The sequence below is a fragment of the Pararhizobium sp. PWRC1-1 genome, from assembly GCF_049897905.1.
Taxonomy (GTDB): domain Bacteria; phylum Pseudomonadota; class Alphaproteobacteria; order Rhizobiales; family Rhizobiaceae; genus Pararhizobium.
This window is the reverse complement of the sequence record NZ_JAFCXE010000011.1, coordinates 88035-110988: the sequence shown is the minus strand read 5'-3', so window position 1 is coordinate 110988 and position 22954 is coordinate 88035. Positions and strand designations below refer to the sequence as shown.

Below are 22954 nucleotides of genomic sequence, written 5' to 3'. Positions count from 1 at the left end.
GCGCACCGTCAAAACCGCGACTGCGCCATCAAGATCTCGCGGGCGATCTGGTCGAGCGGCACCACCCGATCGACGCCGCCGCGCGCAATCGCCTCTTTCGGCATACCGAAAACGATCGAGGTTGCCTCGTCCTGCGCCACCGTAAACGCGCCGGCCTGTTTCATTTCCTGCATGCCGCGCGCACCGTCATCACCCATGCCGGTCATGATGATGCCCATGGCATTGCCGCCGGCGGCGCGGGCGGCTGAGCGGAACAGCACATCGACCGACGGCCGATGGCGCGAGACCAGCGGACCGGTCTTGACCGAAACGTAGTAGCGCGCGCCCTGCCGCTCCAACAGCATGTGCTGGTCGCCCGGCGCAATCAGCACATGGCCGCGCAGCACCGGATCGCCATCGACTGCTTCCTTGACTTCGACTTCGCACAGGCTATTCAGCCGCTTGGCAAAGGCGGCACTAAACTTTTCCGGCATATGCTGGACAATGACGATACCCGGCGCATTGGCCGGCAATGCCTCGAGCATCTCCCTCAACGCCTCTGTTCCACCCGTGGACGCGCCGACGCAGACGACCATTTCGGTGGTCTTGGCCATCGCCCGGCCAGTCGGCGGTGGCAGCATGGCATCCGCTGTCAGCCGGGCGTTCGGATTGGACGCGCCTGCCTGGGCCGCCGATCGCCGAACGCCGGAAACCCGCGCCTGCGCTGCACTTTTCACCACCTCGCAAATGCGCATGCCGCTTTCCGCCAAATGGTCGGCGGCGCCAATCTTCGGCTTCAGAATGATGTCGACCGCCCCAGCTTCCAGCGCCTGCAGCAGCGTTTCCGATCCGGCCTCGGTCAGCGACGAGCACATCACCACCGGGATTGGATGTTGCGCCATCAGCTTGCGTAGGAAGGTAATGCCGTCCATGCGCGGCATTTCCACATCGAGCGTGATTACGTCGGGGATATCCTCAGCGATCTTGCGCGCCGCCATGAACGGATCGGATGCCACGCCCATCACCTCGATATCGGGATCCTGCTGCAGCACCGCCGTCAGTGCCTGGCGGACGCTGGCGCTGTCGTCGATGATCAGAACGCGGATTTTCTTTCCCATATCGGCCTGTCTTTTCAGAGGATGGACCGGAAGGCTGTTCCGGGATTGCGGATCACGTGCGTTGGAAGACTGTATTGGAGACCTGCTTCAGCGGCAAATCGATGCCGGTGATGGATTCGGAATGGCCGATGAACATGTAGCCGCCGGGCAAGAGGCAATCGCACAGCCGCGTCAGCACATCCGATTGCGTCGGCTTGTCGAAATAGATCAGCACGTTGCGGCAGAAGATGATGTGCATGGGATTGCCGACCGGATATTTGGCATCCATCAGGTTCATGCGGCCAAAGCCAACCCTCGAGCGCAGTTTTGAAACGATGCGAACCTCGCGGCGACCCTGCTCCTTGGCCGTCATCACATATTTCTTGCGCAAGGCGGCAGGCACCGGTGCCACGATATCGTCGGCATAGATCCCCTGGCGGGCAACCTGCAGAACCTCGGTGGAAAGGTCGGTGGCGAGGATCGAATAGTCGACATTCGATCGCCCTTCGGCAAACTCCGCCATCACCATGGCAATCGTATAGGGCTCGGCACCGGTCGAGCAGGCCGAACTCCAGACCCGCAGATTGTGGTGCCCCTTGTTGACCAGCGCTGGCAGGGACACATCGCGCATGAAATCGAAATGCTTGGATTCACGGAAGAAATCCGTCTTGTTCGTCGTCACGGCGTCGATCAGGTAGACGGCTTCCTGCTCGATCCCGTCCTCGTTGAACAGGAAATCGCAGTAATCGTCGAAACTGCCGATATTCGTTGCCCGAAGCCGCCGGCGAAGGCGGCCTTCAAGCATCGTCAGCTTGCTATGCGGCATCTTGATGCCGCTATAGTCATAGATGAACCGCGCGAGGCGATCGAAATTGCGCTTGCTGATTTGATCGGAAAGCGACTGGGTCTGACGGACGGCGACATTCATGCGGATAACCTCAGGCGGCGTGCCCTGCCGCACCCGGCGGGGTCAGCAAGGCCGTCTCTTCTCTCGAAAGCAGGCTGGCGAGGTCGATGATGACGACGAACCCGCCTTCCCGCGGCACAACACCAGCGATGTAGCCCGAGCGCCAGCGGATGCCGATATCGGGCGCCGCCTCGATCTGGTCACGCCTGAACGGCGTGACTTCGAAGACGCGGTCGGCAACGAGACCGAGGGAAAGGGTCCGGCTTTCCAGAGGAATATCCATCACCAACACCCGCGTATGGGGTGTTGGCACGGTTTTCGACAGGCCAAGCTTCAGCCTGAGATCGATGGTCGGCACGCCCTGCCCGCGCACGTCGCGCAGGCCGAGCAGATAGTCGGGGCCGTTCGGGATCTTGAAGGCTTCCTCATAGTCGAGGATTTCCCGGACCACCTCGACGGGGACGGCAAAGACCTCCTCGCCGAGGCTGAACGTGACGAATTGCGATTCAAGCGACGCTGTTGCCATGATCAAGCGCTTTCCCGGAAATCGGCATCGGCTGCATCCGGCCCGCCCATCGACAGGTCGAGAGCAAAGCCCTTGGCGCGTGCCTGCTGGGCGGAAATGCTGTTATGCGAAGCGGCCGGTGCCGGCGCCTTGCGGGCAGCGGTATGGCTAAAGCTACGGGCAGCAGGCTTCTGCGACTGCTTCTTGTTCCCGACGCGAACACCGGCGCCGTCGACCTTGAAGAAGGCAATCGAGGTCTGCAGTTCTTCAGCCTGGGCTGCCAGCTCTTCAGATGTTGACGACATCTGCTCGGAGGCACCGGCATTCTGCTGGGTCACCTTGTCGAGCTGCTGGATCGCTTCGTTGATCTGGCTGGCGCCGATATCCTGCTCGCGGCAGGCAGCCGAGATTTCAGAGACCAGTTCGGCGGTCTTGCGGATATCCGGAACCAGGCGGTTGAGCATATCACCGGCTTCGGCAGCAGCCTTGACGGTATCGCCGGACATCTGACCGATTTCAGCGGCAGCCGACTGGCTGCGTTCGGCAAGCTTGCGAACTTCGGAGGCAACGACGGCAAAGCCCTTGCCATGCTCGCCGGCACGGGCCGCTTCCACAGCCGCGTTCAGAGCGAGAAGGTCGGTCTGGCGGGCGATTTCCTGGACGATACCGATCTTTTCAGCGATCGTGCGCATGGCGCTGACAGCGCGGGCAACAGCTTCGCCGCTGGCTTCGGCATCCTTCGACGACTGGCGGGCGATCTTCTCGGTCTGGGCGGCATTATCGGCGTTCTGCTTGATATTGGCCGCCATCTCTTCCATCGAAGCGGAGGCTTCTTCGGCAGACGCCGCCTGTTCGGTCGCACCTTGGGAAATCTGCTCGGAGCTTGCCGACAGTTCCTGGCTACCGGCCGAAACATTGTCCGAGGCCGAAAGGGCATCGGCAACGACGCCGCGCAGGCGCTCGACCATGCGCTGCAGCGCCAGACCCAGCGTATCCTTTTCCGAAAGCGGTGCCGGCTCGACCGTCAGGTCGCCGTCGGCAACCTTGTCGGCAAGGCTCGCCGTGTTGCGCAGGTTGGCGGTCATGACCTGCATGGAATTGACCAGATCCTTGATCTCGTCATTGCTCTTGTGGGCGATTTCATAGTTGAGATCACCAATGCTGACGGCATCGGCAAGCTCGACGGCACGGCGCAGTCCGCGCGAGATGTTCAGCGAAATCCAGACAGCTGCAGCAAGCGAGAACAGCGTCAGCGCGATGGTCGCCGAGATCAGCAGCATGCGCGAGTTCAGATACTGAACATCGGTCGCCTCGTCGGTTTCCTGAACATTGCCGGTGACAACGATATTGACTTCGTCGATGACCTTCAGCGCCTTGTTCATGAAGTCGCGGCCAGCACCCATGGTCAAAGCTGATGCCTGACTGTTGGATTCCACTGTGTTCTGCAAAGCAAGATCTGCGACCCGCAGCTGAAGCGGCATATATTGGTCATAGATCGCTCGGATCTCGGTTGCCTTAGCCTGGACATCCGGATCTGCCGACTTTGAAAGTGTGGCGATAAAGCCATCCAGCTGTTGCTGGCGTTCCTTCATCGACTTGACGAATTCAGCGATCTCCACCGAATTTTGGTTGAGGATCGCGTTCTTTTCCGCGCGCACGGTTCCGTTGAAGGCACCGCTCAAATCGGCGACGGTCTTCATGTCGACGATCGGTCCAGTGACCATCTGCGTAATCGCGGCGTTCAGAGAGGAGAGATTGAAGACGGCCAAGGTGGCCATCCCGCCGGTCAATAGAATGATGACGGCAAATACTATTGCGAGTTTCAGTTTGATAGTTATGCGCACCGTAAGGGTCCTTACATTGGGGTCGGAAACACACGGGCATCCAGAACGGGTGCCCAATTGGAGGAGTGTCCGAGCCAGCAGGGCGGTGCGGTGAGTGATTCACGTCCGCGAAACCGGTAGTTTCGGAAAATTCCTACCCGCGCCTACACACGCGGACACTGCGGCGGCCCCTGTCAGGGGCGCCGGATTACGATCGGCTATGCGCTCTCGCGAAAGTTCTGGTCCTCGGCGTCCGGGCCGCCCATTGAGAGATCAAGAGCAAAGCCCTTGGCGCGTGCCTGCTGGGAGGCCACAGAATTTCCGGCGGCCGCCGGCCTGCGGTTTGCAACCGGCTTTGTCGTGGAAACCTTGGTTATCGCCTTCGGGGCAACAACCTTCCGGACGCTGGTGCCGTGGTTTGTGGCATCGACCTTGAAGAAGGCAATCGATGCCTGCAGTTCTTCCGCCTGCGCTGCCAGCTCTTCAGAGGTCGCGGACATCTGCTCGGATGCGCTGGCATTCTGCTGGGTCACCTTGTCGAGCTGCTGGATCGCCTCGTTGATCTGGCTCGAACCGATATCCTGCTCGCGGCAGGCAGCGGAGATTTCAGACACCAGTTCGGCGGTCTTGCGGATATCCGGAACCAGACGGTTGAGCATGTCACCGGCTTCGGCGGCGGCCTTGACGGTATCGCCGGACATCTGACCGATTTCGGCGGCTGCCGACTGGCTGCGTTCGGCTAACTTGCGAACTTCGGAGGCAACGACGGCAAAGCCCTTGCCATGCTCGCCGGCACGGGCTGCTTCCACAGCCGCGTTCAGAGCGAGAAGGTCGGTCTGGCGGGCGATTTCCTGGACGATGCCGATCTTTTCGGCGATCGTGCGCATGGCGCTGACAGCGCGGGCAACGGCCTCGCCGCTGGCTTCGGCATCCTTCGACGACTGGCGGGCGATCTTTTCGGTCTGCGCCGCATTGTCGGCGTTCTGCTTGATATTGGCAGCCATCTCTTCCATCGAAGCGGATGCTTCTTCGGCAGAGGCTGCCTGCTCGGTCGCGCCCTGACTGACCTGCTCGGAGCTTGCCGACAGTTCTTGGCTACCGGCCGAGACATTGTCGGAGGCCGACAGAGCATCGGCAACGACGCCGCGCAAGCGTTCTATCATGACATTGACGTTACCGAGAAGGGCACCAATCTCATCGCGATTGGTGATTTCAGCGAGCTTTGTCAGATCGCCATCGGCGACATCGGCAACGGCAGTCGTTGCACGGCGCAGGCCCTTGCTGATGGTCAGGGAAATCCAGATGGCGGCGGCAATCGCAATCAGCATGGCAAGACTTGCCGCTGCAGTCATCATCAACCGCGTGTCCTGATAAAGTGCATCGGCTTCCGCCTGCGCTTCCGTCAGACGCGTTTCTTCAAGCTTGACGATCTCTTCGAGAATTGCGTCCATATCATTGGCGCTCTGGCGCGCGGTAGTGACGGAAATGTTCTGGGCTGCCGGCGCATTGCCGGCATCGAGGAACTTGCGGATCTGGCTTTCAGCCTCGTTGGCTTGAACCGAGAGCGCCTGGAGTTTCACCCAGCGCGGCTTGCCCTGCTCGGTCGCCTTTGCCGCAGCTTCGGTCAGCGTCTCGTCGAAAAGCTTGCGATTGTGATCGCCCTTGATGCGCGCATCCATCGATTCCTTTTCCGATGTCGCAGCCAGAAGGTTCTTCTGCTGGCGGATCGCCTGCAGCTGGTAGATATTGATCTGCTGGGCGAGCTTCAACCGCTCGGCCGGGCCCTGCAGCACATCCTCGACCGTCAGGTTGAGGTTGCCGAGGCTTAGAATGCCGTAACCGGCCGTTCCGAGCAAAAGGGTTATGACGAACCCGAAAGCGATCGCCAGTTTGAACTTAATGGTAAATCGCATTGTCAAATTCCTTGAATATGAACCTGCGCACATGCCGTATGCAGCCTGCGCGGCGCTAGGTTTCTTTTCTGAATGAGAAAATCGCCTGCAGGTTGGGAAGGATGATAAATTGCCCTCCCCGCTTGACCAGGCAATTGATGTAGTCCGGCCGCCAACGCATTCCGACGCTGGGAGGCGCCTCACTGGATGCCTTGGCAAGCGTGGTGACTTCATTCACCTTGTCTGTTCGAAGGCCGACCAGTGTCGGCTCGCCTTGAAGATCGAGCTCGATCACGATGATGCGGCTGTCGATCGTGGTTTCCGCCGCTTCCATACCAAAAGCCAGCCGGATATCCGCAAGCGGGATGACCTTGCCGCGGAAATTGATGACGCTGCCGACAAAGGGCATGGCGCCTGGAACCATCGTTTCCGGTAACAGGTCGAGGATTTCCTGAACCATCGTCGCTTCGAGCGCAAACGTCTCGCCGTGAAGGTCGAATGTCAGCACCTCCAGTTCGCCGTCGCTGTTCCAGTGCGTGTCGGATTGCAGCTGTCTGTCGTTCGTCTGAACCGCTTCGATCATCCTGCCGCGCGCACCTGCGCCTCCTGTTGCTGACCGGCCGCCACCAGATGGGCGACATCGAGAATGAGAGCGACGCTGCCGTCGCCAAGAATGGTCGCACCCGAGAAGGTCGCGACGTCATGATGCAGCTTCGACATCGACTTGATCACCGTCTGGTGGTCGCCGATGATCTGGTCGACGACCATGCCGACGCGCTCGGTGCCGGTTGAAATGACCACCACCTTCTGATGCGCATCCGGCTTGGTGCCGGTGCGGAACAGATCACGCAGCCGCAGGAAAGGCACCAGGCTATCGCGCAGCGAGATGAAGCTGCGTCCACGCGAACGCAGATCCTCCTCGAGCGACAGTTCCAGGCACTCCTCCACCGCCGAAAGCGGGATGACATAGCGCCCCGTTCCGACACGGACCAAAAGGCCGTCGATGATCGCCAGTGTCAGCGGAATGCGCAGCGATACATCCGAGCCTTGACCGGCATAGCTGGTGATATCGATTGCACCGCGCAGGGTTTCGACCGTCTTCTTGACCACGTCCATGCCGACACCGCGGCCGGAAAGATTGGTGACCTGTGCCGCCGTCGAGAAACCGGGAGCAAAAATCAATTGCAGCAGGTCCTGATCCGAAAGGACCGCGCCGGGCTGGATGAGGCCGGAGGATTCCGCCTTGGCCCGCACCCGCTCGCGGTTAATGCCACGGCCGTCGTCCTTGATGGTGATGATCACTTCGCCACCGGCCTGGCGAGCCGACAGCATGATCTTGCCGGCTTCATTCTTGCCGGCTGCAAGGCGTTCTTCCGGGGTTTCGAGACCGTGGTCGATCGAGTTGCGCACCAGATGCACCAGCGGATCGGCCAGCCGTTCGATCACCGTCTTGTCGACTTCCGTGGTCTCGCCTTCGGTGACCAGCTCGATGACCTTGCCGGTTTCGCGGGCGAGATCATGTACCAGGCGCCGGAACCGCCCGAACAGACTGCCGACCGGCACCATGCGCAGAACCATCATCGTGTCGCGCAATTCGCCGGAGAGACGCTCGATTTCTTCGGAGACCGAGCGCAGCTGCAGATCCATGCTGGAGCTGGCAAGCTGCCGCAACCGCGATTGCGCGATCACCAGCTCCCCAACCCGGTCCATCAGCTCATCCAGACGTTCGGCGGGGACACGGACATTTTCCGCAGCCTTTGCCTGGCGCGTATCATTGGCGCTTGGCACTTCGCGCTCGATGGCCGGTACCAGCGGTGCGGAAACAGGCGCTGCCGACACTGCAGGAGCGACGGCCGCGACCGGCAGAGCGACCGGTGCAGGCTGTTCTGCCTGAACCGTTGGCTCAGCAGCGGTGGGGGCGCCATCCGTCAGCGTCTCGACGTCAAGCTGCATATCGTCGAGCACGAAGATAAAGACATCGTCGATCGCCGAACGCGGCTGATCGGTCGTCACCGTGACATCCCAGGACAGATGCAGGTCGGTCGGGACCAGCACATCCAGCGACGGCACGGCGGACGTATTCACGGCGATGCGGCATTCGCCGAGATCGCGCAACTCATCCAGCAGCCCCAGCGGATTGGTACCGTTGACCATCGCGTTGACCGGCAGGCTGAAACGGATACGCCAGGTATTGGCACCGCTTTTTGCAGCTGCAGCCGATGGTGCCGCTGGCACCGCCTGCGCGGCAGCTGGCACCGGCACATCGCCTTCGACCGCGCGCTGCAACTGGCTCAAATGAACGTCGCCGATATTGCCATGGTCGTCCGTCGGCCGGTCGACCAGCGCCCGCATATGATCCTGTGCTGCCAGAACGGCGGCAATCAGCTCGCTTGTCGCCGGCTTTTCGCCCTTGCGGACCCGGTCGAAGGCGGTTTCGCAGTGATGGGTAAAGGCCGCGAGCGCGTCGAAGCCGAACATCGCACCCGATCCCTTGAGTGTGTGAAGGCCGCGAAAGACGGCGTCGATCTGGTCCTTGTCGTCGAGGCGATGGGTCAGATCGAGCAGGCCGGCCTCGATCTGCTAAAACAGTTCCGCCGCTTCCATTCGAAACACTGCAATGGGATCGGTCATGCTCATCTTCCGACAACCTTCCTGACAATCTTCACCAGGTTTTCCGGGTCAAACGGTTTTGTCAGCCAACCGGTGGCACCGGCAGCCTTGGCCCGCGCCTTGAGGTCAGCATCGGATTCCGTTGTCAGGAAGATGATCGGCACGCCCGTGTGAGCGGGAAGCTTGCGCAGTTCCTCGATCATCGTCAGGCCGTCCATGACCGGCATGTTCAGGTCGGTGACGATCAGGTCAAACTGTCCCGATTTTGCCTTTTCCAGGCCTTCAGCGCCGTTGACGGCTTCGGTGATCTCGTAGCCCGCGTTGGACAAGGTAACCTTTGTCGTCAAACGGATGCTCGCCGAGTCATCGACGGTCAATATTCTCGCGGTCATTGTATTGCCTCTTCATGCAACCAGAATTTCTTGTCTTCGGGAGAGAAAGCTTCGCTGAACCCACCCCTTTTCAGGACGGAAAGAACAGATCCCTCTACCGGTTTAGACATGAGAACATGTGTACCGGACGATTTTGCTTGTATACGCGCGGACTCGATAAGCTGTATAAAGCTTAAATCGGCCTCTGCACCATCTGGTATGGAAATCAATATAGCTTTTCCGGATTTTATATTTTGGTGAAGCACCTCGTAAACATTAACTATATTTCTAATATTCAATTTATCCGGCAGAGTAACCGATTGATATTCATTAAATAATGCGGTCATTTCAGTCCTATGAAACGATGAATACTGTTGTCTCCTTCAATGGAATCTCATGCCAGCCTTAACATGGTGTAAAGACAAGTTGTAGGAACCTGCACTTATTACGAATCTGTTCACTATGAATTTTTACCCTGAAGATTTCATAGAAGGATCTAACTAGCCACTAAAATAAATTCAAAATCATATAGTTAGAGATAAATGCGGCACATTGGAAAATGCTTGCAAAGAGTGACTCGCGCTAAAAGTGCGACGAGGCGCAACGGCAACAGTGCAACGCAGGCGAGTCCCGCGTTTAACCAGACATTTCCATCCTTGCACTAAGGCTGTCGCCAAGATCGCACATGTTTCGAGTTGAGGGCTATTTTGACATACAGCACAGCTTTGGCCCACCAGACCGGCGCCCACCCAACCGGCGTTGCCACCGTCACCGATATCGGCCGCAAGCTGGAAGCGGCGCGAACCCAAGTCGAGAAGCGCTTTCTCGAGGGCGGCAGCGTTCTCCTCGCCGTCATGGACGTTCTCAACAGCCTGCTTGCGTCGCTGGATAATGTCACAAGGACGCTCGACGCCGGCGCTGCCACAGACACGACGGCCGACCTGCTCGCAACGGTGAAGAACCTTTCCGAGCTGCCGCAGCTTGAAAGCATGCGCCAGAGGAACCTCGACATTCTGTCCAGTTCCGGCGCCGGCCTGCGCACGCATGTGGCCGACATGCAGGAGACGATGCGCTATCTGCAGACCTTTGCCGTAACAGTGAAGATCACCGGAGCGGGCATTACCGAGTTTGCCGGTTTTGCCGAAGAAATCCTCGATCGCATCCGGTCCGGCACCAGCGAAGTAAACAATTTCGCCGGCCAGCTCAATTCACTGGAGAAAGAACTGAAGGTCGCCCAGACCTTCGGGTCCGGCATCGCGCAACGCTATGAGCAGACGGTACCGGCCGTGGTCGGCGCCCTGCAGCGGGATGCACAGACAATCAGCGGACACCGCAAGAAACTCGGCGAGATCGCCAAGCAGGTCGGCGTCCTCGCTCGTGGAGTTCAGGGAAAGGTCGCAACCACGCTTTCGGCGCTCCAGATCGGTGACATCACCCGCCAGCGCATCGAGCACGTGCAATCGACACTGACCATCCTGGATGAATTCCTGGGCAGTGACGAAGGCCGCACTCTTGATCGCGATGCGCAAGTGCGGTTGGAAAACCTCGTCCATCATCTCGCCGCCGCGCAGATGGTCGATATGGTGCACAACTTCCAGCGGGATTCCCGCAGCGTCGTCGAAACCATCGCCAGCTTCAGCCACGATACGCAGGACATTCTCAACCTGCGGGCCGAGATGCAGAGCGAGGACGATGCCAAGGGCGGCAATTTCATGCGGGCACTGGAGGAAAGCGTTTCAGCGGCGCACGCCATTGTCAAACAGGTCGAGACCGCCAGCCTGCAGGCCAACCATGTCAGCCAATCGACCACCGCGACCGCCGCCAACCTTTTGACGGGTATCGAGAATATCCGCGCCGTCAAGATGGACATCCACTATATGGCGCTCAACACCAACCTGCGCTGCAGCCGCATGGGCGAGGAAGGCCGGTCGATCAACGTGGTCACCGGCGAACTGCGCATCTTCGCCGCCAAGCTCGACGAATCCGCCGATGCGATCGTCAACGGGCTGACGGGTTTCGAAGATGCAGCATCCGCGATTGCCGCCACCGACAGTTCCGGCGGACCGGGTCTTGCCGAACGCCTGAGCGACGCCGTCGGCAATATCCGCGCGGCAGCCAACGCCATGGAAACCGAACTGACCATTCTCTCCGAACATGGCCGGGAAGTCGCCAGCAAGATTGGCGTGTCGATCAGCAAGTTGGATTTCCAGAACGATCTCGGCGAGGTACTCGCCACCTGTGCCGACGATCTCTGCGATCTCGCCGGTGACACAATGCCTGATATCAACGATCTCGGCGATGTTTTGGGCGGCCTTGGCCCGCGCATCTTCAAGCTCTACACGATGGCGCAGGAGCGTAACGTCCACCAGGCCATCATTCCAGCCGGTACCGTCGTCGCAACGCCGGTCGCTGCCGCTGCCAATGACGACGACCTCTTCGCCGACGCGCTGTTTTGAGCAGAAGCTCAGGCGGCGTGAACGCGGTAAGCCTTACCTCTCCGACCAGATGAATGACGGCAGAATGAAATCGGGCGTGGCGCCGTGCGCGGCAAACAGCGTCTGACGATCGGCATCTGTCGCGGTTTCCAGAATACCGGTCGTGACCAGGATCGATTTCAGCCCGGCACCCGCAGCGCCGGCGATATCGTGTTCGATACTGTCGCCGATACAGCAGATTTTTTCCGGCGCGATCGATCCGAGAAAGTCTCGCGCCGTCGCGTAGATATCGGGGAACGGCTTGCCGATCCAGCGCACCGTGCCCCCCAGTTCTTCGTAAAGCTCGGCGATGCGCCCTGCCCCGAAGGCTGTACCCTCCTTCGTCAGCATGATCTTGTCCGGATTGGTGCACAGGCATGGCACACCGCGCGCGGCCGCAGGCGCCAGCAACGCCTCGTAGAACGACAGCGGATGCACGTCACCTTCGCTGGCCGCCAGCAGGATGAAATCGGCGTCCTCACCACTTTCGGTCCGCGTCAGATCAAGCCCGTCCAATGGCGAGGTATCGCCGTCGCGGCTGATCAGCAGGCATTTGCGGGCAATGCCGCTGCTCAGCTGCCGGCTTTCGGCCTGAAGGATACGCCAGGCCACCTCGCCGGACGTCAAGAACCAGTCCCAGCTCTGCGGGTCGAAACCGAGTGCTGCAAGACGGCGGTCATTTTCTGCCGAGCGTTTTCCGGAGTTCGACAGGATGATGATCGTCTTGCCCGCCTGCTTCAGCCGGCGAAGCGTCTCTACAGCTTTCGGGTACGGTCCCTTGCCATCGCGCAGCACGCCGAACTGGTCGATCAGAAAGGCATCGAAACGCTCTTCGATCTCATTCAGTCCGGAAATCGTCAGTGGCCCATCCGTCATAACACACCCGCCGATTTCGCGCCGATCAGCGCGAGCCGCGCCGTCCCAGCCGCCGCCTCTTCCGAAGCCACCGGCAGAAAAGGAACTGCAATCTTCCGGCTGCGGATCGCCGTCCAGACCGCGTTCTTCGCACCGCCGCCCACCGTGCGGATGGACCGCAGCGCCGGACTACCAAGCGACACCAGCCGCTGATAGGCCAACGCCTCGACGCCCGCAATGCCCTCGAAGATCGCCTTCAGGAACTTGGCATCGCTCTCGGGCCGAGGCGCCATGCGCGGTTTCATCGCCGGGTCGTTGACGGGAAACCGCTCGCCGTCCTTGACCAGCGGGTAATAGTCGAGACCTGTATCGGTGGCGGGATCGATTTCGGCCGAAAGCGCAGTGATCCGCTCATTGTCGAAATGCGCCGACAACACCACTCCGCCTGTATTGGAGGCCCCGCCAGCCAGCCACATGTCGCCGATCCGGTGGCTGTAGAGACCATAGTCCGGCGCAAACAGCGGCCGGTCCGACAGCATCTTCACGGTCAGTGTGGTGCCGAGCGCGGAAACGGCATCGCCCGGCTGATCGGCGCCGGTGGCCAGAAACGAGGCGCAGCCATCCGTCGTGCCAGCGACGATGACGACATCATCCGCAAGGCCGAAGGCATCCGCTGCATCATCGGAGATTCCTGCAATCGGCGATCCTGCGGGCAAGACGTCCGGCAGCAGATCGAGCCGCGCGCCCGTTGCGGCGATCCAGTCCGGCCAGGAGCGTGACACCGGATCATAGCCGGTCTTCAGCGCGTTGTTTTCGTCGGAGACATCGTAGAACCCGGTGAAATGCCCGGCAAGCCAATCGGCTTGGTGAATGATCCGGAAGACACCCGGCACGGATTGATACAACAGCGCCTTCGCCAACCCTGACGTTGCCCCATGGGCCGCACTTTCCTTCGGCGCATGCGCCTTGATGCGCGCCAAGATATCCGCGTCCTCCACCGGATCGTTATACATCATCGGCACCGCCAGCGGCGCGCCGTCGGCGCTGACCGGCAGCATCGTGCCGGAGGTGCCATCGATCGCGATCGCCCGCACCTGTTTGCGGTCGATGACGTCAAGGACCTGCCCCAAGGCCGTCTGCACCGCCTGCCACCAGATGACCGGATCGCGATGATCGGTGGAAAAATCCGCCAGCTTCGACGATCCGGCGGCAACAACGTTGAAGTCCGCATCCATCGCCACCGCACGGGCGCCGGATGTGCCGATATCGATGCCGATCACCCACGGCCTGTTTGCGGCACTGGTCATTGCAGCGTCTTTCCGGCTCGGTTCAGTTCCTGCCGGTATTTTTCCGCGTCCCAGCCGAGAAGCTCGGCATTTTCTGCATCCGTCAAATAGCGAAGCCGCGCACCCTCGCCAATACGGCCAAGGACGTCCGAGAGGCAGCGCGCCATGGCAAGCGCTCCAGCCGTGATGTCTTTGGAAACCAGCACGCCCTTGCCCGGAAACAGCAGTGCCGGCGGCAACGACAATCCTTCAGCCCTATGCCGGTCCTCGATCAATGCTGCCGTATCACCGGGTGCCGCAACAAAGGAGCCGCGCCCGAGAAAGATAACGTGATCCGGATAGAGACTGCCACCGGCAGCAATGCGGCAGCTGGCCAGATCGGTGGCGACATCGTGTAAAACGCTTTCCTCTGGCAGGGTAAACTGACTGCCGACCGCCTGCCGCGACAACGCCGGAACATCCGCATCCGGCGCCTTGCGGCGCGGCAAGGCAAGCCTTTTAGAAACCTCAGCCAGAAGAAGTTCCGCCTCCGCCACCGTCTCAGCAGCCACCGCAAGCCCGTGATTGCCGAGGATCAGCACGCTGGTATCCGGCCGGATCCGCGCGGCAATCGCCTTGGCGAGCGGCAGGCCCGGGCGCGCATAGGGCACGAACACATGCGGAATACCGGCAAGCTTCGATGCGGCGATGGTTTCGCCGTTGATCTGCACGGCGGTCGCGATCGTCTCGACGCAATGAACGTGGATCACCACCTTCTGCGGCATCAGTGCGTGCACGGTCGTCTCGATCGACGGCCGCAAACCGGACGGGTTGCGATCCTTGATGACGAAATCCTGTGCCTTTTCTATCGACGGATCGTCACGCTCAAGCGCATCCAACAACGCATCGAGCGCCACCGGCACCATTACGTCCCGTTGCCGGGCCTGCATCAGCCAGAGGCCGGACGCCTTGATCCAGAGCGTGCCGCCTTCCTTGATAGAGGTATTGCCACCGGCCGCCTGCACCAGCGCCGGGTCGGCACCGACCCGGGCCGAGACATCCAGAAGGGCTTCGAATTCAGAACTTTTCACCATTGTCTCCGATATCTCTCAAGCCGCCTGCGACTGCTGCAGACACCAGGACGCCAAAGCCTCGCGCTCCGCCAGTGTCATGTGCAATCCGTGTTTTGTACGGCGTTCCAGAATGTCCTGCGGCGTCTGCGCCCATTCGGTTTCGATCAGGAACCGCGCCTCGCGTTCGCGCAACAGCTTGCCGAAGGAGGCGCCGAGATCGTCGAGCGACACCGCATTGCCAAGCAGGTCATGCGCGCGCGTACCGTAAAGCCTTGCATAATGTTTGGCGAGATCGAGCGGCAGCCAGCGGTATCTGGCTCGAAGATCCCCGAGGAACTGGTCGAAATCCGCGTTTGGCATATCGCCACCCGGCAGGACGCCCTTGGAGGTCCAGCCCGGCTTCATCGCCGGGAAGAACGGCCTGATCTTTTCCAGCGCGTGTTCCGAAAGCTTGCGGAACGTGGTGATCTTGCCGCCGAACACGGACAGCAGCGGCGCCTTGCCATTCAACGCATCAACTTCGAAAATATAGTCGCGCGTCACGGCGGATGGGTTTTCGGCATTGTCGTCATAAAGCGGCCGCACGCCGGAGAAGCTGTGGACGATATCGCTTTGCGCAAGCTGCTGCTTGAAATAGCGGTTCACCGATTGGATCAGGTAATCGAACTCGCTGCCATCGGCCTTCACGTCTTCCGGACGCCCCTCATAGGGAATATCGGTGGTGCCGATCAGCGCCAGGTCGTTTTCGTAGGGGTTGATGAAGATCACCCGCTTGTCCGGGTTCTGCACCAGATAGGCCTGCCGCCCCTCCCAGAATTTCGGCACGATGATATGGCTGCCCTTGACGAGGCGGACATTGCGGCGGGAATTCAGCCCGGCAACGCGGCCGATGACATCGTTGACCCATGGCCCGGCGGTATTGACCACGCACCGCGCCTTCAGTTCCATTTTGCGGCCCGTGCCGCTCTCGGTCATGTCGATATCCCAGAGATCGCCATTGCGGCGCACCGAGGTGCAGGCGGTGCGGGTATGGATCGTCGCGCCGCGCTGCTTGGCATCGAGCGCGTTGAGCAGCACCAGGCGGGCATCATCCACCCAGCAATCGGAATATTCGAACGCCTTGCGGTACTCCGCCTTGATCGGGGCCCCTTCCGGCGCCGTTCGCAGATCAAGCGTGCGCGTGCCCGGCAGCCGCTTGCGGCCGCCAAGATGATCGTAGAGAAACAGGCCGAGCCGCACCAGCCAGGCCGGCCGGTCGGACGCGCTGTGCGGCAGCACGAACCGCATCGGCCAGATGATATGCGGCGCGGATTCCAATAGCACTTCGCGCTCGATCAGCGCCTCACGCACCAGCCGGAATTCGTAATATTCGAGGTAGCGCAAGCCGCCATGCACGAGCTTGCCGGAGCGCGAGCTGGTACCCTCAGCCAGATCGTCCTTCTCGCACAGAACAACCGACATGCCCCGCCCGGCCGCATCGCGGGCAATACCCGCACCGTTGACGCCGCCGCCGATGATGAACAGGTCGATCACGCCGGTTTCAGCACTCACGATTGTTTCTCCTGTCGAAGCTGCACTGCTTCTCTCTCGAACACCCGTCCGCCGGTTCCGTTTCTCTCCGTCATCCTCCCTCGCGTTTAACCCGAGGACGAGGGCCGCGGATCCAGCGGCACCGCGTCTGCGGTGCCAAAGAAACCCTCCAAGCGATCATCCGTTCGCAGCCTTCTTCGCGCCATCCTGCAATCCATAGCTCGCAAAACCCTTCCGGACTCCGGCGATCTCCTCAGCAGACAGCACCACGGCGCCGCCGATCAAGAGTGCATGGTAATATTGCTTGGCAATGGTCTCCAGCTCGACCGCCGCCCACATCGCCTTTTCGAGGCTGGCTCCGGTGGCGAGCATGCCGTGATTGGCCATCAGGCAGGCAGTGCGGCCCTCCATCGCCTTGAGGATATTGTCCGAAAGCTCCTTGGTGCCGTAGCGCGCATAGTCGCAGACCTTCACATCGTCGCCACCAAAGGCGGCGATCATGTAGTGGCAGGCCGGGATCGGCTTGTGGGCGATGGCAAGGATGGTCGAATAGATCGCATGCGTGTGGATGACCGCGTGAACCTCGGGCCGGCTTCTCATGATATCGAGATGGAAGCGCCATTCCGTCGAAGGTTTGCGCGGGCCGTCCCAGGCGCCGTACTCGCCTTCCAGCGGCAGCGAAGCGATCATATCAGGCGTCATCTCGTCATAGGGTGCGGCTGACGGGGTGATCAGCATCCGGTCTTCGTAGCGGGCGCTGATATTGCCGGATGTGCCCTGGTTGATACCGAGCGCATTCATCTTGCGGCAATGGTCGATGATCGACTGGCGAACGTAATTCTCCGTCATTCTCCTGCCCTCAGCACGGATTAACCGGCGGCAGACCGGCGATGTAGCGGCGCACCTCTTCGGCCGCCATCTCGGCCGCATAAGTCACGGTGCGAACCGAGGCCCCGGCAATGTGCGGCGTCAGCGTCACGTTCGGCAATTGCAGCAGCGGCCAGTCGGCGGGAACCGGCTCGACGGCGAAGGTTTCCAGCATGGCAGACCCGAGCGGACCGTTCTCCAGGGCTTCATACAACGCATCGTAATCGCAGAGTGGTCCGCGCGCCGTGTTCACGAAGATTGCCCCCGGCTTCATCTTGGCGAAGCTCTCGGCATTCATCATATGCCGTGTCTCTTCCGATACCCGCGCATGTAGCGTCACGACATCGGAGCGCGACAGCAGATCGTCGAAGCTGACATGCTCGACACCGGCATTGCGGTCGTCGGCGGAAAGCTGGACATAGGGATCGTAGACCACAACCTTGGTTCCGAACGCCCGCAGCAAGCGCACCACCTTGGTACCGATATTGCCGTAGCCGACGACGCCGACGGTCATTTCCGACAGCTCGCGGCCGGTCTTGTCGGCACGGTAGAGCTCGCCGCGCCATTCGCCCTTGCGCAGGGATTCGTGACCGGAACGGATCAGCCGGGTTTCGGCAAGGATGGCGCCGAGCGTGAATTCGGCAACCGCGCTGGCATTGCGGCCGGGCGTGTTGACCACCAGCACGCCGGCGTCGCGGGCGGCCTTCATATCGACATTGACGGGTCCGCCACGCGAAACGGCGATGAACTTCAAGCCGGGCAGCTGGGAAAACATGCTGCGGGAAAACGGCGCCAGCTGGGTGATCACCAGTTCGGCGTCGCCGACGAACGCGATGATATCGTCGGCCTTGCCGACATATTCCTTCAGGCCATCCATGCCCTCGACGGCATAGCCATGCTCCATCGGCTCATCCGGCCAGGGTTGTTCGAGGAGACGGATATCATGCCCGTCGCCACAGGCTTCCACGACCTTGTCGCGAAAGACCGTCGGCAGCATGAACCGGTCTCCGATTATGGCGATTTTCTTCATTTCAGTCTTCCTATTCAGATGCCGGGGCGAAGCCGTGGGAAAGGGCGTGCCAGACCGGACGAAGGGACAGGCGCGATTGCCTGTAGAGTGGAAACGCCGCATCAAAACGCGCCGCCATGGCTTTGTCGGCCGGTTCCGCCGGCCGCTGGTAGGGGGTAACCCATTCCTTGACGCAATCTTCCATCGAACCGTAGATGCCGAGCGACACGGCAGCGATCATCGCCGTGCCGGCAGCCCCCGCCTCCTCGCGCTCGCTGGTCTGTACAGAGCACCCGAGCGCCCCGCCGAGAATGCGCCGCAAGGATGCACTGCGCGCAGCACCGCCGGTGAGCCGCACCCGTGACGGAAGCGGCCCCATCTCGACGTAACAATCGCGCGACGCCATCGCCAGTCCATTGAACACAGCGCGGACCATGTCGGCAAAGCCATGGTTCAAATCAAGCCCGATAAAGGATGCCCGCGCCGAAGCATCGACGAACGGACCGCGCTCGCCGGCCTCGGAAATATAGGGGTGGAACAGCAGCGAAGTTTCCTTGGCCTCGGACAGCCAGCCCTCGACATGACCGAGCAGCTCGGGCTTGCTCTTCTCGATCCCCATGCCCTTGAGCACGCTGCCCGCCAGAGACAGTATCCAGTCGATGTTCAGGGTCGCTGCCATGTTCGACTGCATCTGTGCATAATGGCCTGATATCGGCAGGCACATGGTGTAGCCGGTCAGGTCCCTGTTGAGCTGAACATCATCTGCGCTTTTCGCCAGCCGCATATGCATGCCGGTCGATCCGATGATCGAGCAGCCGGTATCGGTGCCCGGCTCGTACAGCCCGGCTCCGAGCGAGGTACAGACGACATCGACATAGCCCAGCACCACCGGCGTTCCGGCCAGAAGCCCGGTCAAGGCTGCGGCCACGTCGTTGAGCGAATGCCGGGTGACGGCGCCGTCGACGATCTCCGGCAACAGGTAGCGCTGTTTCCTGAGATCAAGGAAATCGATGACATCCTCGGAATATTGCCGCGTGCGAAAATCTCCGAAGGTGAAATTGGCCTCGGAGGGATCGGTGGCCCGCTGGCCGGTCAGCTTGAAATAGAGCCAGTCCTTGCAGTGAAACCCGGTCGTCGCGCCGTCGATCATTTCCGGCGCATTTTCCAGTATCCACCGGAGCTGCGAACCCATCTGGCAGGCGGCAAGGCCGGAGCCGGTATGGGAAAAGCGGGCGGCATCGCCGCTATCGCGCCGCAGCCGTTCGACGGTGTCACCGGCGCGGGCGTCGAGCCAGAGCCAGCCCTTGCCGACGGGATCGCCGTTTTTATCGATCAGCCAGGTGCCGTCGCCCTGACCGGTCACCGAGATCGCCGCAACCCGGCTGGCGAGGTTTTCGACTTTACCGGCGAGATCGGCGAGCGTCTTGGCGGTATCGGCCCAGGTGCGGTCGAGGTCCTGGACGACGCCCCGGCCACCCTCGCTTTCATAGCTGTTCGGAATGGCTGAAAACGCGATCTGCTTGCCGCCAAGGTCGAAGGCGACCGACTTGATAACGGAGGTTCCCGCATCGATCCCGATCAGGATATCGCGCATCAGGCAAGCTCCTGCCCATGGCTGATGGCCCGGCCGCTGTCGCCGTCGAAGACATGCAGGCTTCCCGGATCGAGACGGATACCGACATTCTCGCCGATCGCCAGGTTGGTGCGGTCATGCTCGACCAGCACCATCGTGCCGCCGGCAAAATCGGTGGCGATATGGGTCTGGTCGCCCAGCCACTGGTTGACTGCCACTTTCGCGCCGACGCCGCCTTCGCTGCGGCGAACGGCATAGGGCCGGATGCCGAGCACGACCTTGCTGCGCTTCATCAGTTCGGCCCGCACCTCATGCGAGAAATCCGACGCCTTGTAGTCGAGCCTCACGCCCTCGTTCAGACCGAAGGATACGGTATCGCCCGAGCCGGAAATCCCCGCCGAAAACACGTTCATCGGCGGCTCGCCGACGAAGGTGCCGGTAAAGAGGTTGGCCGGGCGTTCCTTGATCATCTGCGGCGTATCGAACTGCTGCAGCACCCCGCCTTCCATGACGGCGATCCGGTCGGCCAGCGCATTGGCCTCTGTCTGGTCGTGGGTGACGAGAATGGCGGTGAGGCCGCGTTCCTTGATGAAATGCTTGATGCGGCCGCGCAGAAGGGTGCGCAGCTGCGGCTCCAGCTGCCCCATCGGCTCATCGAGCAGGTGCAGGTCGGCATTGCGGATCAGCGCCCGGCCAAGCGACGCACGCTGCTGCTGGCCGCCCGAGATCGAGCTCGGATAGCGGCCCATGATATCCTCGATCTCCAACAGCTTGGCGATATTGGCGACTTTCTCATCGACAACGCTCTGGGAAAGCTTGGCGGCTTTCAGCGCAAATGCGATGTTTTCGCGCACCGTCAAAGGCGGATAAAGCGAATAACCTTCGAACGCCATGGCGACATTGCGCTTGACCGGCGCAAAGGTCTGCACCTCCCTGCCCTTCATCGAGATCGTCCCGCGCGACACGGCCTCGAAACCGGCGACCATGCGCAAGGTCGAGGTCTTGCCGCAGCCGGACGAGCCGAGAAGCGCGATGATCTCGCCCTTCTTCACATCCATGCTGAGCTGTTTGACGGCATGGACGCCATGATCGATCGGGCCATAAAACTTGTCGATGCCCTTGATGAACAGTGCGGTCTCGCTCATGCCGCTTCTCCATTGCGTGTCATCGGGATGGCGGCAGACCGGATCAGCCCGCCACTCTCCTTGTCGAACAGGAAGGCCGCCTGGCCGTTGACGGCAATATGGGCGGGGCCGGACACGGGGCCTGGCGTTCCCGCCGGCCGCGACACCAGAATTTCCCGGCCACGCGCAGTCAGAACCAGCGTCACCGTCTTTTCGTTGAGTGGCGTTTCGGCCTCCACCGTCACCGGAATAGCGCCCGGCGCCCCGGCATCGGTAAAGGCGATAGTCTCAGGCCGCAGACCGATGACGCAGGTCTTTCCGACGACACCAGATGGCATGCCCGGCAGTGCCACCTTCACATTCGAAAGCTCTACATAAACGCCCTCCGGCCCGGATTTCGGTGTGACGTCCAGAAGATTGATCGTCGGATCGCCGAACAGACGGGCGATCTCGATATCCGCCGGTGCATTGTAGATATCCTCCGGCGTGCCAATCTGGCGGATACGCCCTTGCGACATCACGGCGATCCGGTCGCCGAGCGCCATGGCTTCCTTGTAGTCTTGCGTCACATAGACGACCGTTGCGCCTTGCGCGGCGAGCAGACGCGGCAGCTCCAGACGCATCTCGAAACGCAGTTTTGCATCGACATTGCGCAAGGGATCGTCGAGCAAAAGCAGCGGCGGCGAACCGGCGAGCGCCCGGGCCAGCGCCGTGCGCTGTTTCTGGCCGTTCGAAAGAGCCTTCGGGTGATGCGACAGAACATGGTCGATCTTCAAAAGCTTGGCAACCTTGTGCACACCTGCCGAGATCGCATCCTTCGTCGCATTCGTCGCCGTCAGCGGACTGGCGATATTGTCGAATGCGCTCATATGCGGGAACAGGGCAAAATTCTGGAAGGCCATGCCGATGCCGCGATGTTCGGCGTCGATATCGGCAACATCCTCGCCACCGATCAGGATCTGTCCTTCTTCGGGATCGATCACACCGGCGACCAGCCGGAGCAGCACGGTCTTGCCCGCCCCCGATGGGCCGAACAGGACCAGCGTTTCGCCATCGGCCACATCCAGCGACAGGTTGTCGAGAACCGTGTTGGTCTTGTAGCGTTTGACGATGTTTTTAAGCTGAAGTGTCGTCATGATTTATCCCTTCACCGCGCCGAGCGACAGGCCTTCGACAAGGTAGCGCTGGGCGTAGAGTGCAAGTGCAAGCGTCGGCGTCACCGAAAGCACGATGGCCGAGGCAATCTGGCCATACTGGATGCCGGACGAGGTGACGAAGGCAAGCGCCCCGACGGTCACCGGCTGTTTGTCGGCCGAGGCCAGCACCAGCGCGAAAACGAAGTTGTTCCAGGCGAAGATGAAGGCAAGCAGGCCGGCAGCGGCGATCCCGGGGCCTGCCAGCGGCAGGGCGATCTTGCGGAAGGTGGCAAACCAGGAATGACCGGCGATGCGATAGGCATATTCCACGTCAGCCGAAATATCCTCGAAATAGCCGCGCACGATCCACAGGATCAGCGGCAGGCAGATCAGCTGGTAGACCCAGATCAGGCCGAAATATGTGTCGGACAGTCCAAGCCACTGGAAATACTGGGTCAGCGGCAAAAGCACGAGCAGCGGCGGCGCAAACCGGAAGGACAGGAGTGTGAAGGCGATGTCTTCGGAACCCTTGAACTTGTGACGGGCAAAAGCATAGGCGGCCGGCACGCCAAGCACGAGCGCCAGCGCAACCGATGTCACAGACAGGAAGATCGAGTTGCCGAGATTGCGCATGAAGGCGATGTCGAGCGTACCGGCCGCCGTCGTCAGCTTGCCGGTGATCAACGCTGCATAGTTGGACAGCGTCGGCGTGAAGATGATCGATGGAGGTATCGTCAGGATCGTTTCATTGGTCTGGAACGACATCAGGAAGATCCAGAAGATCGGGAACATGAAGAAGATGACGACCAGCGTCAGCGCGATCAGCCGCAGTGTCTTTTCGAGCGTGGATGTGGTTTCCATGGT

Annotated in this window: 20 protein-coding genes; 1 reads left to right on the top strand and 19 read right to left on the bottom strand. The window is 60.9% G+C overall.

What is annotated here, in order from left to right; all coding sequences use genetic code 11:
* Positions 1–8 precede the first annotated feature (8 nt).
* The 9 genes from ACP7E0_RS17965 to ACP7E0_RS17925 all read right to left on the bottom strand — a co-directional run bounded on the left by ACP7E0_RS17965 (position 9) and on the right by ACP7E0_RS17925 (position 9531).
* Positions 9–1097, bottom strand: a complete 1089-nt coding sequence (locus ACP7E0_RS17965; protein WP_426126503.1) for a protein-glutamate methylesterase/protein-glutamine glutaminase — start codon at positions 1095–1097, stop codon at positions 9–11.
* Positions 1098–1149: 52 nt separating this feature from the next.
* The gene (locus ACP7E0_RS17960; RefSeq protein WP_426126501.1) at positions 1150–2004 is read right to left on the bottom strand and encodes a CheR family methyltransferase; all 855 of its coding nucleotides are present in this window, start codon (positions 2002–2004) and stop codon (positions 1150–1152) included.
* A gap of 10 nt (positions 2005–2014) precedes the next feature.
* Positions 2015–2509 (bottom strand): chemotaxis protein CheW, encoded by a 495-nt coding sequence (locus ACP7E0_RS17955; protein WP_426126498.1) that lies wholly within the window; start codon positions 2507–2509, stop codon positions 2015–2017.
* Between the two features lie 2 nt (positions 2510–2511).
* The gene (locus tag ACP7E0_RS17950; RefSeq protein WP_426126497.1) at positions 2512–4332 is read right to left on the bottom strand and encodes a methyl-accepting chemotaxis protein; all 1821 of its coding nucleotides are present in this window, start codon (positions 4330–4332) and stop codon (positions 2512–2514) included.
* A gap of 197 nt (positions 4333–4529) precedes the next feature.
* Positions 4530–6224, bottom strand: a complete 1695-nt coding sequence (locus tag ACP7E0_RS17945; protein ID WP_426126495.1) for a methyl-accepting chemotaxis protein — start codon at positions 6222–6224, stop codon at positions 4530–4532.
* A gap of 55 nt (positions 6225–6279) precedes the next feature.
* Positions 6280–6786, bottom strand: a complete 507-nt coding sequence (locus ACP7E0_RS17940; RefSeq protein WP_426126493.1) for a chemotaxis protein CheW — start codon at positions 6784–6786, stop codon at positions 6280–6282.
* Positions 6783–8780 (bottom strand): chemotaxis protein CheA, encoded by a 1998-nt coding sequence (locus tag ACP7E0_RS17935; protein WP_426126686.1) that lies wholly within the window; start codon positions 8778–8780, stop codon positions 6783–6785. The genes ACP7E0_RS17940 and ACP7E0_RS17935 overlap by 4 nt, the downstream gene beginning before the upstream one ends.
* A 56-nt stretch (positions 8781–8836) precedes the next feature.
* A complete protein-coding gene (locus ACP7E0_RS17930) occupies positions 8837–9205 on the bottom strand; it encodes a response regulator (protein ID WP_113312484.1) in 369 nt (122 codons plus the stop codon).
* On the bottom strand, positions 9202–9531 hold the full coding sequence (locus ACP7E0_RS17925; RefSeq protein WP_426126491.1) for an STAS domain-containing protein: 330 nt from the start codon (positions 9529–9531) through the stop codon (positions 9202–9204). The genes ACP7E0_RS17930 and ACP7E0_RS17925 overlap by 4 nt, the downstream gene beginning before the upstream one ends.
* Positions 9532–9909: 378 nt before the next feature.
* On the opposite strand from ACP7E0_RS17925, the gene ACP7E0_RS17920 reads away from it, so the two are divergent.
* Positions 9910–11640 (top strand): chemotaxis protein, encoded by a 1731-nt coding sequence (locus ACP7E0_RS17920; protein WP_426126684.1) that lies wholly within the window; start codon positions 9910–9912, stop codon positions 11638–11640.
* A gap of 33 nt (positions 11641–11673) precedes the next feature.
* Here the strand turns inward: ACP7E0_RS17920 and ACP7E0_RS17915 are convergent, their stop codons facing one another.
* The 10 genes from ACP7E0_RS17915 to ACP7E0_RS17870 form a co-directional block, all read right to left on the bottom strand.
* Positions 11674–12534, bottom strand: a complete 861-nt coding sequence (locus ACP7E0_RS17915; protein ID WP_426126490.1) for a TIGR01459 family HAD-type hydrolase — start codon at positions 12532–12534, stop codon at positions 11674–11676.
* Positions 12531–13820, bottom strand: coding sequence for an FGGY-family carbohydrate kinase (locus ACP7E0_RS17910; protein WP_426126488.1), 1290 nt, complete (start codon positions 13818–13820; stop codon positions 12531–12533). The genes ACP7E0_RS17915 and ACP7E0_RS17910 overlap by 4 nt, the downstream gene beginning before the upstream one ends.
* Positions 13817–14872 carry a class II aldolase/adducin family protein gene (locus tag ACP7E0_RS17905; protein ID WP_426126486.1) on the bottom strand — a complete coding sequence of 352 codons (1056 nt, stop codon included), beginning with the start codon at positions 14870–14872 and terminating at the stop codon, positions 13817–13819. The genes ACP7E0_RS17910 and ACP7E0_RS17905 overlap by 4 nt, the downstream gene beginning before the upstream one ends.
* A 15-nt stretch (positions 14873–14887) precedes the next feature.
* Positions 14888–16402 carry a glycerol-3-phosphate dehydrogenase gene (locus tag ACP7E0_RS17900; protein ID WP_426126484.1) on the bottom strand — a complete coding sequence of 505 codons (1515 nt, stop codon included), beginning with the start codon at positions 16400–16402 and terminating at the stop codon, positions 14888–14890.
* Between the two features lie 156 nt (positions 16403–16558).
* Positions 16559–17230 carry a class II aldolase/adducin family protein gene (locus ACP7E0_RS17895; RefSeq protein ID WP_426126482.1) on the bottom strand — a complete coding sequence of 224 codons (672 nt, stop codon included), beginning with the start codon at positions 17228–17230 and terminating at the stop codon, positions 16559–16561.
* A 10-nt stretch (positions 17231–17240) separates the two neighbouring features.
* Positions 17241–18278, bottom strand: a complete 1038-nt coding sequence (locus ACP7E0_RS17890) for a 2-hydroxyacid dehydrogenase (RefSeq protein WP_426126480.1) — start codon at positions 18276–18278, stop codon at positions 17241–17243.
* 10 nt (positions 18279–18288) lie between these two features.
* Positions 18289–19851, bottom strand: coding sequence for an FGGY-family carbohydrate kinase (locus ACP7E0_RS17885; protein ID WP_426126478.1), 1563 nt, complete (start codon positions 19849–19851; stop codon positions 18289–18291).
* On the bottom strand, positions 19851–20975 hold the full coding sequence (locus tag ACP7E0_RS17880; protein ID WP_426126476.1) for an ABC transporter ATP-binding protein: 1125 nt from the start codon (positions 20973–20975) through the stop codon (positions 19851–19853). The genes ACP7E0_RS17885 and ACP7E0_RS17880 overlap by 1 nt, the downstream gene beginning before the upstream one ends.
* On the bottom strand, positions 20972–22090 hold the full coding sequence (locus ACP7E0_RS17875; RefSeq protein WP_426126474.1) for an ABC transporter ATP-binding protein: 1119 nt from the start codon (positions 22088–22090) through the stop codon (positions 20972–20974). The genes ACP7E0_RS17880 and ACP7E0_RS17875 overlap by 4 nt, the downstream gene beginning before the upstream one ends.
* A gap of 3 nt (positions 22091–22093) precedes the next feature.
* On the bottom strand, positions 22094–22951 hold the full coding sequence (locus ACP7E0_RS17870; protein WP_113245064.1) for a carbohydrate ABC transporter permease: 858 nt from the start codon (positions 22949–22951) through the stop codon (positions 22094–22096).
* Positions 22952–22954: the final 3 nt, after the last annotated feature.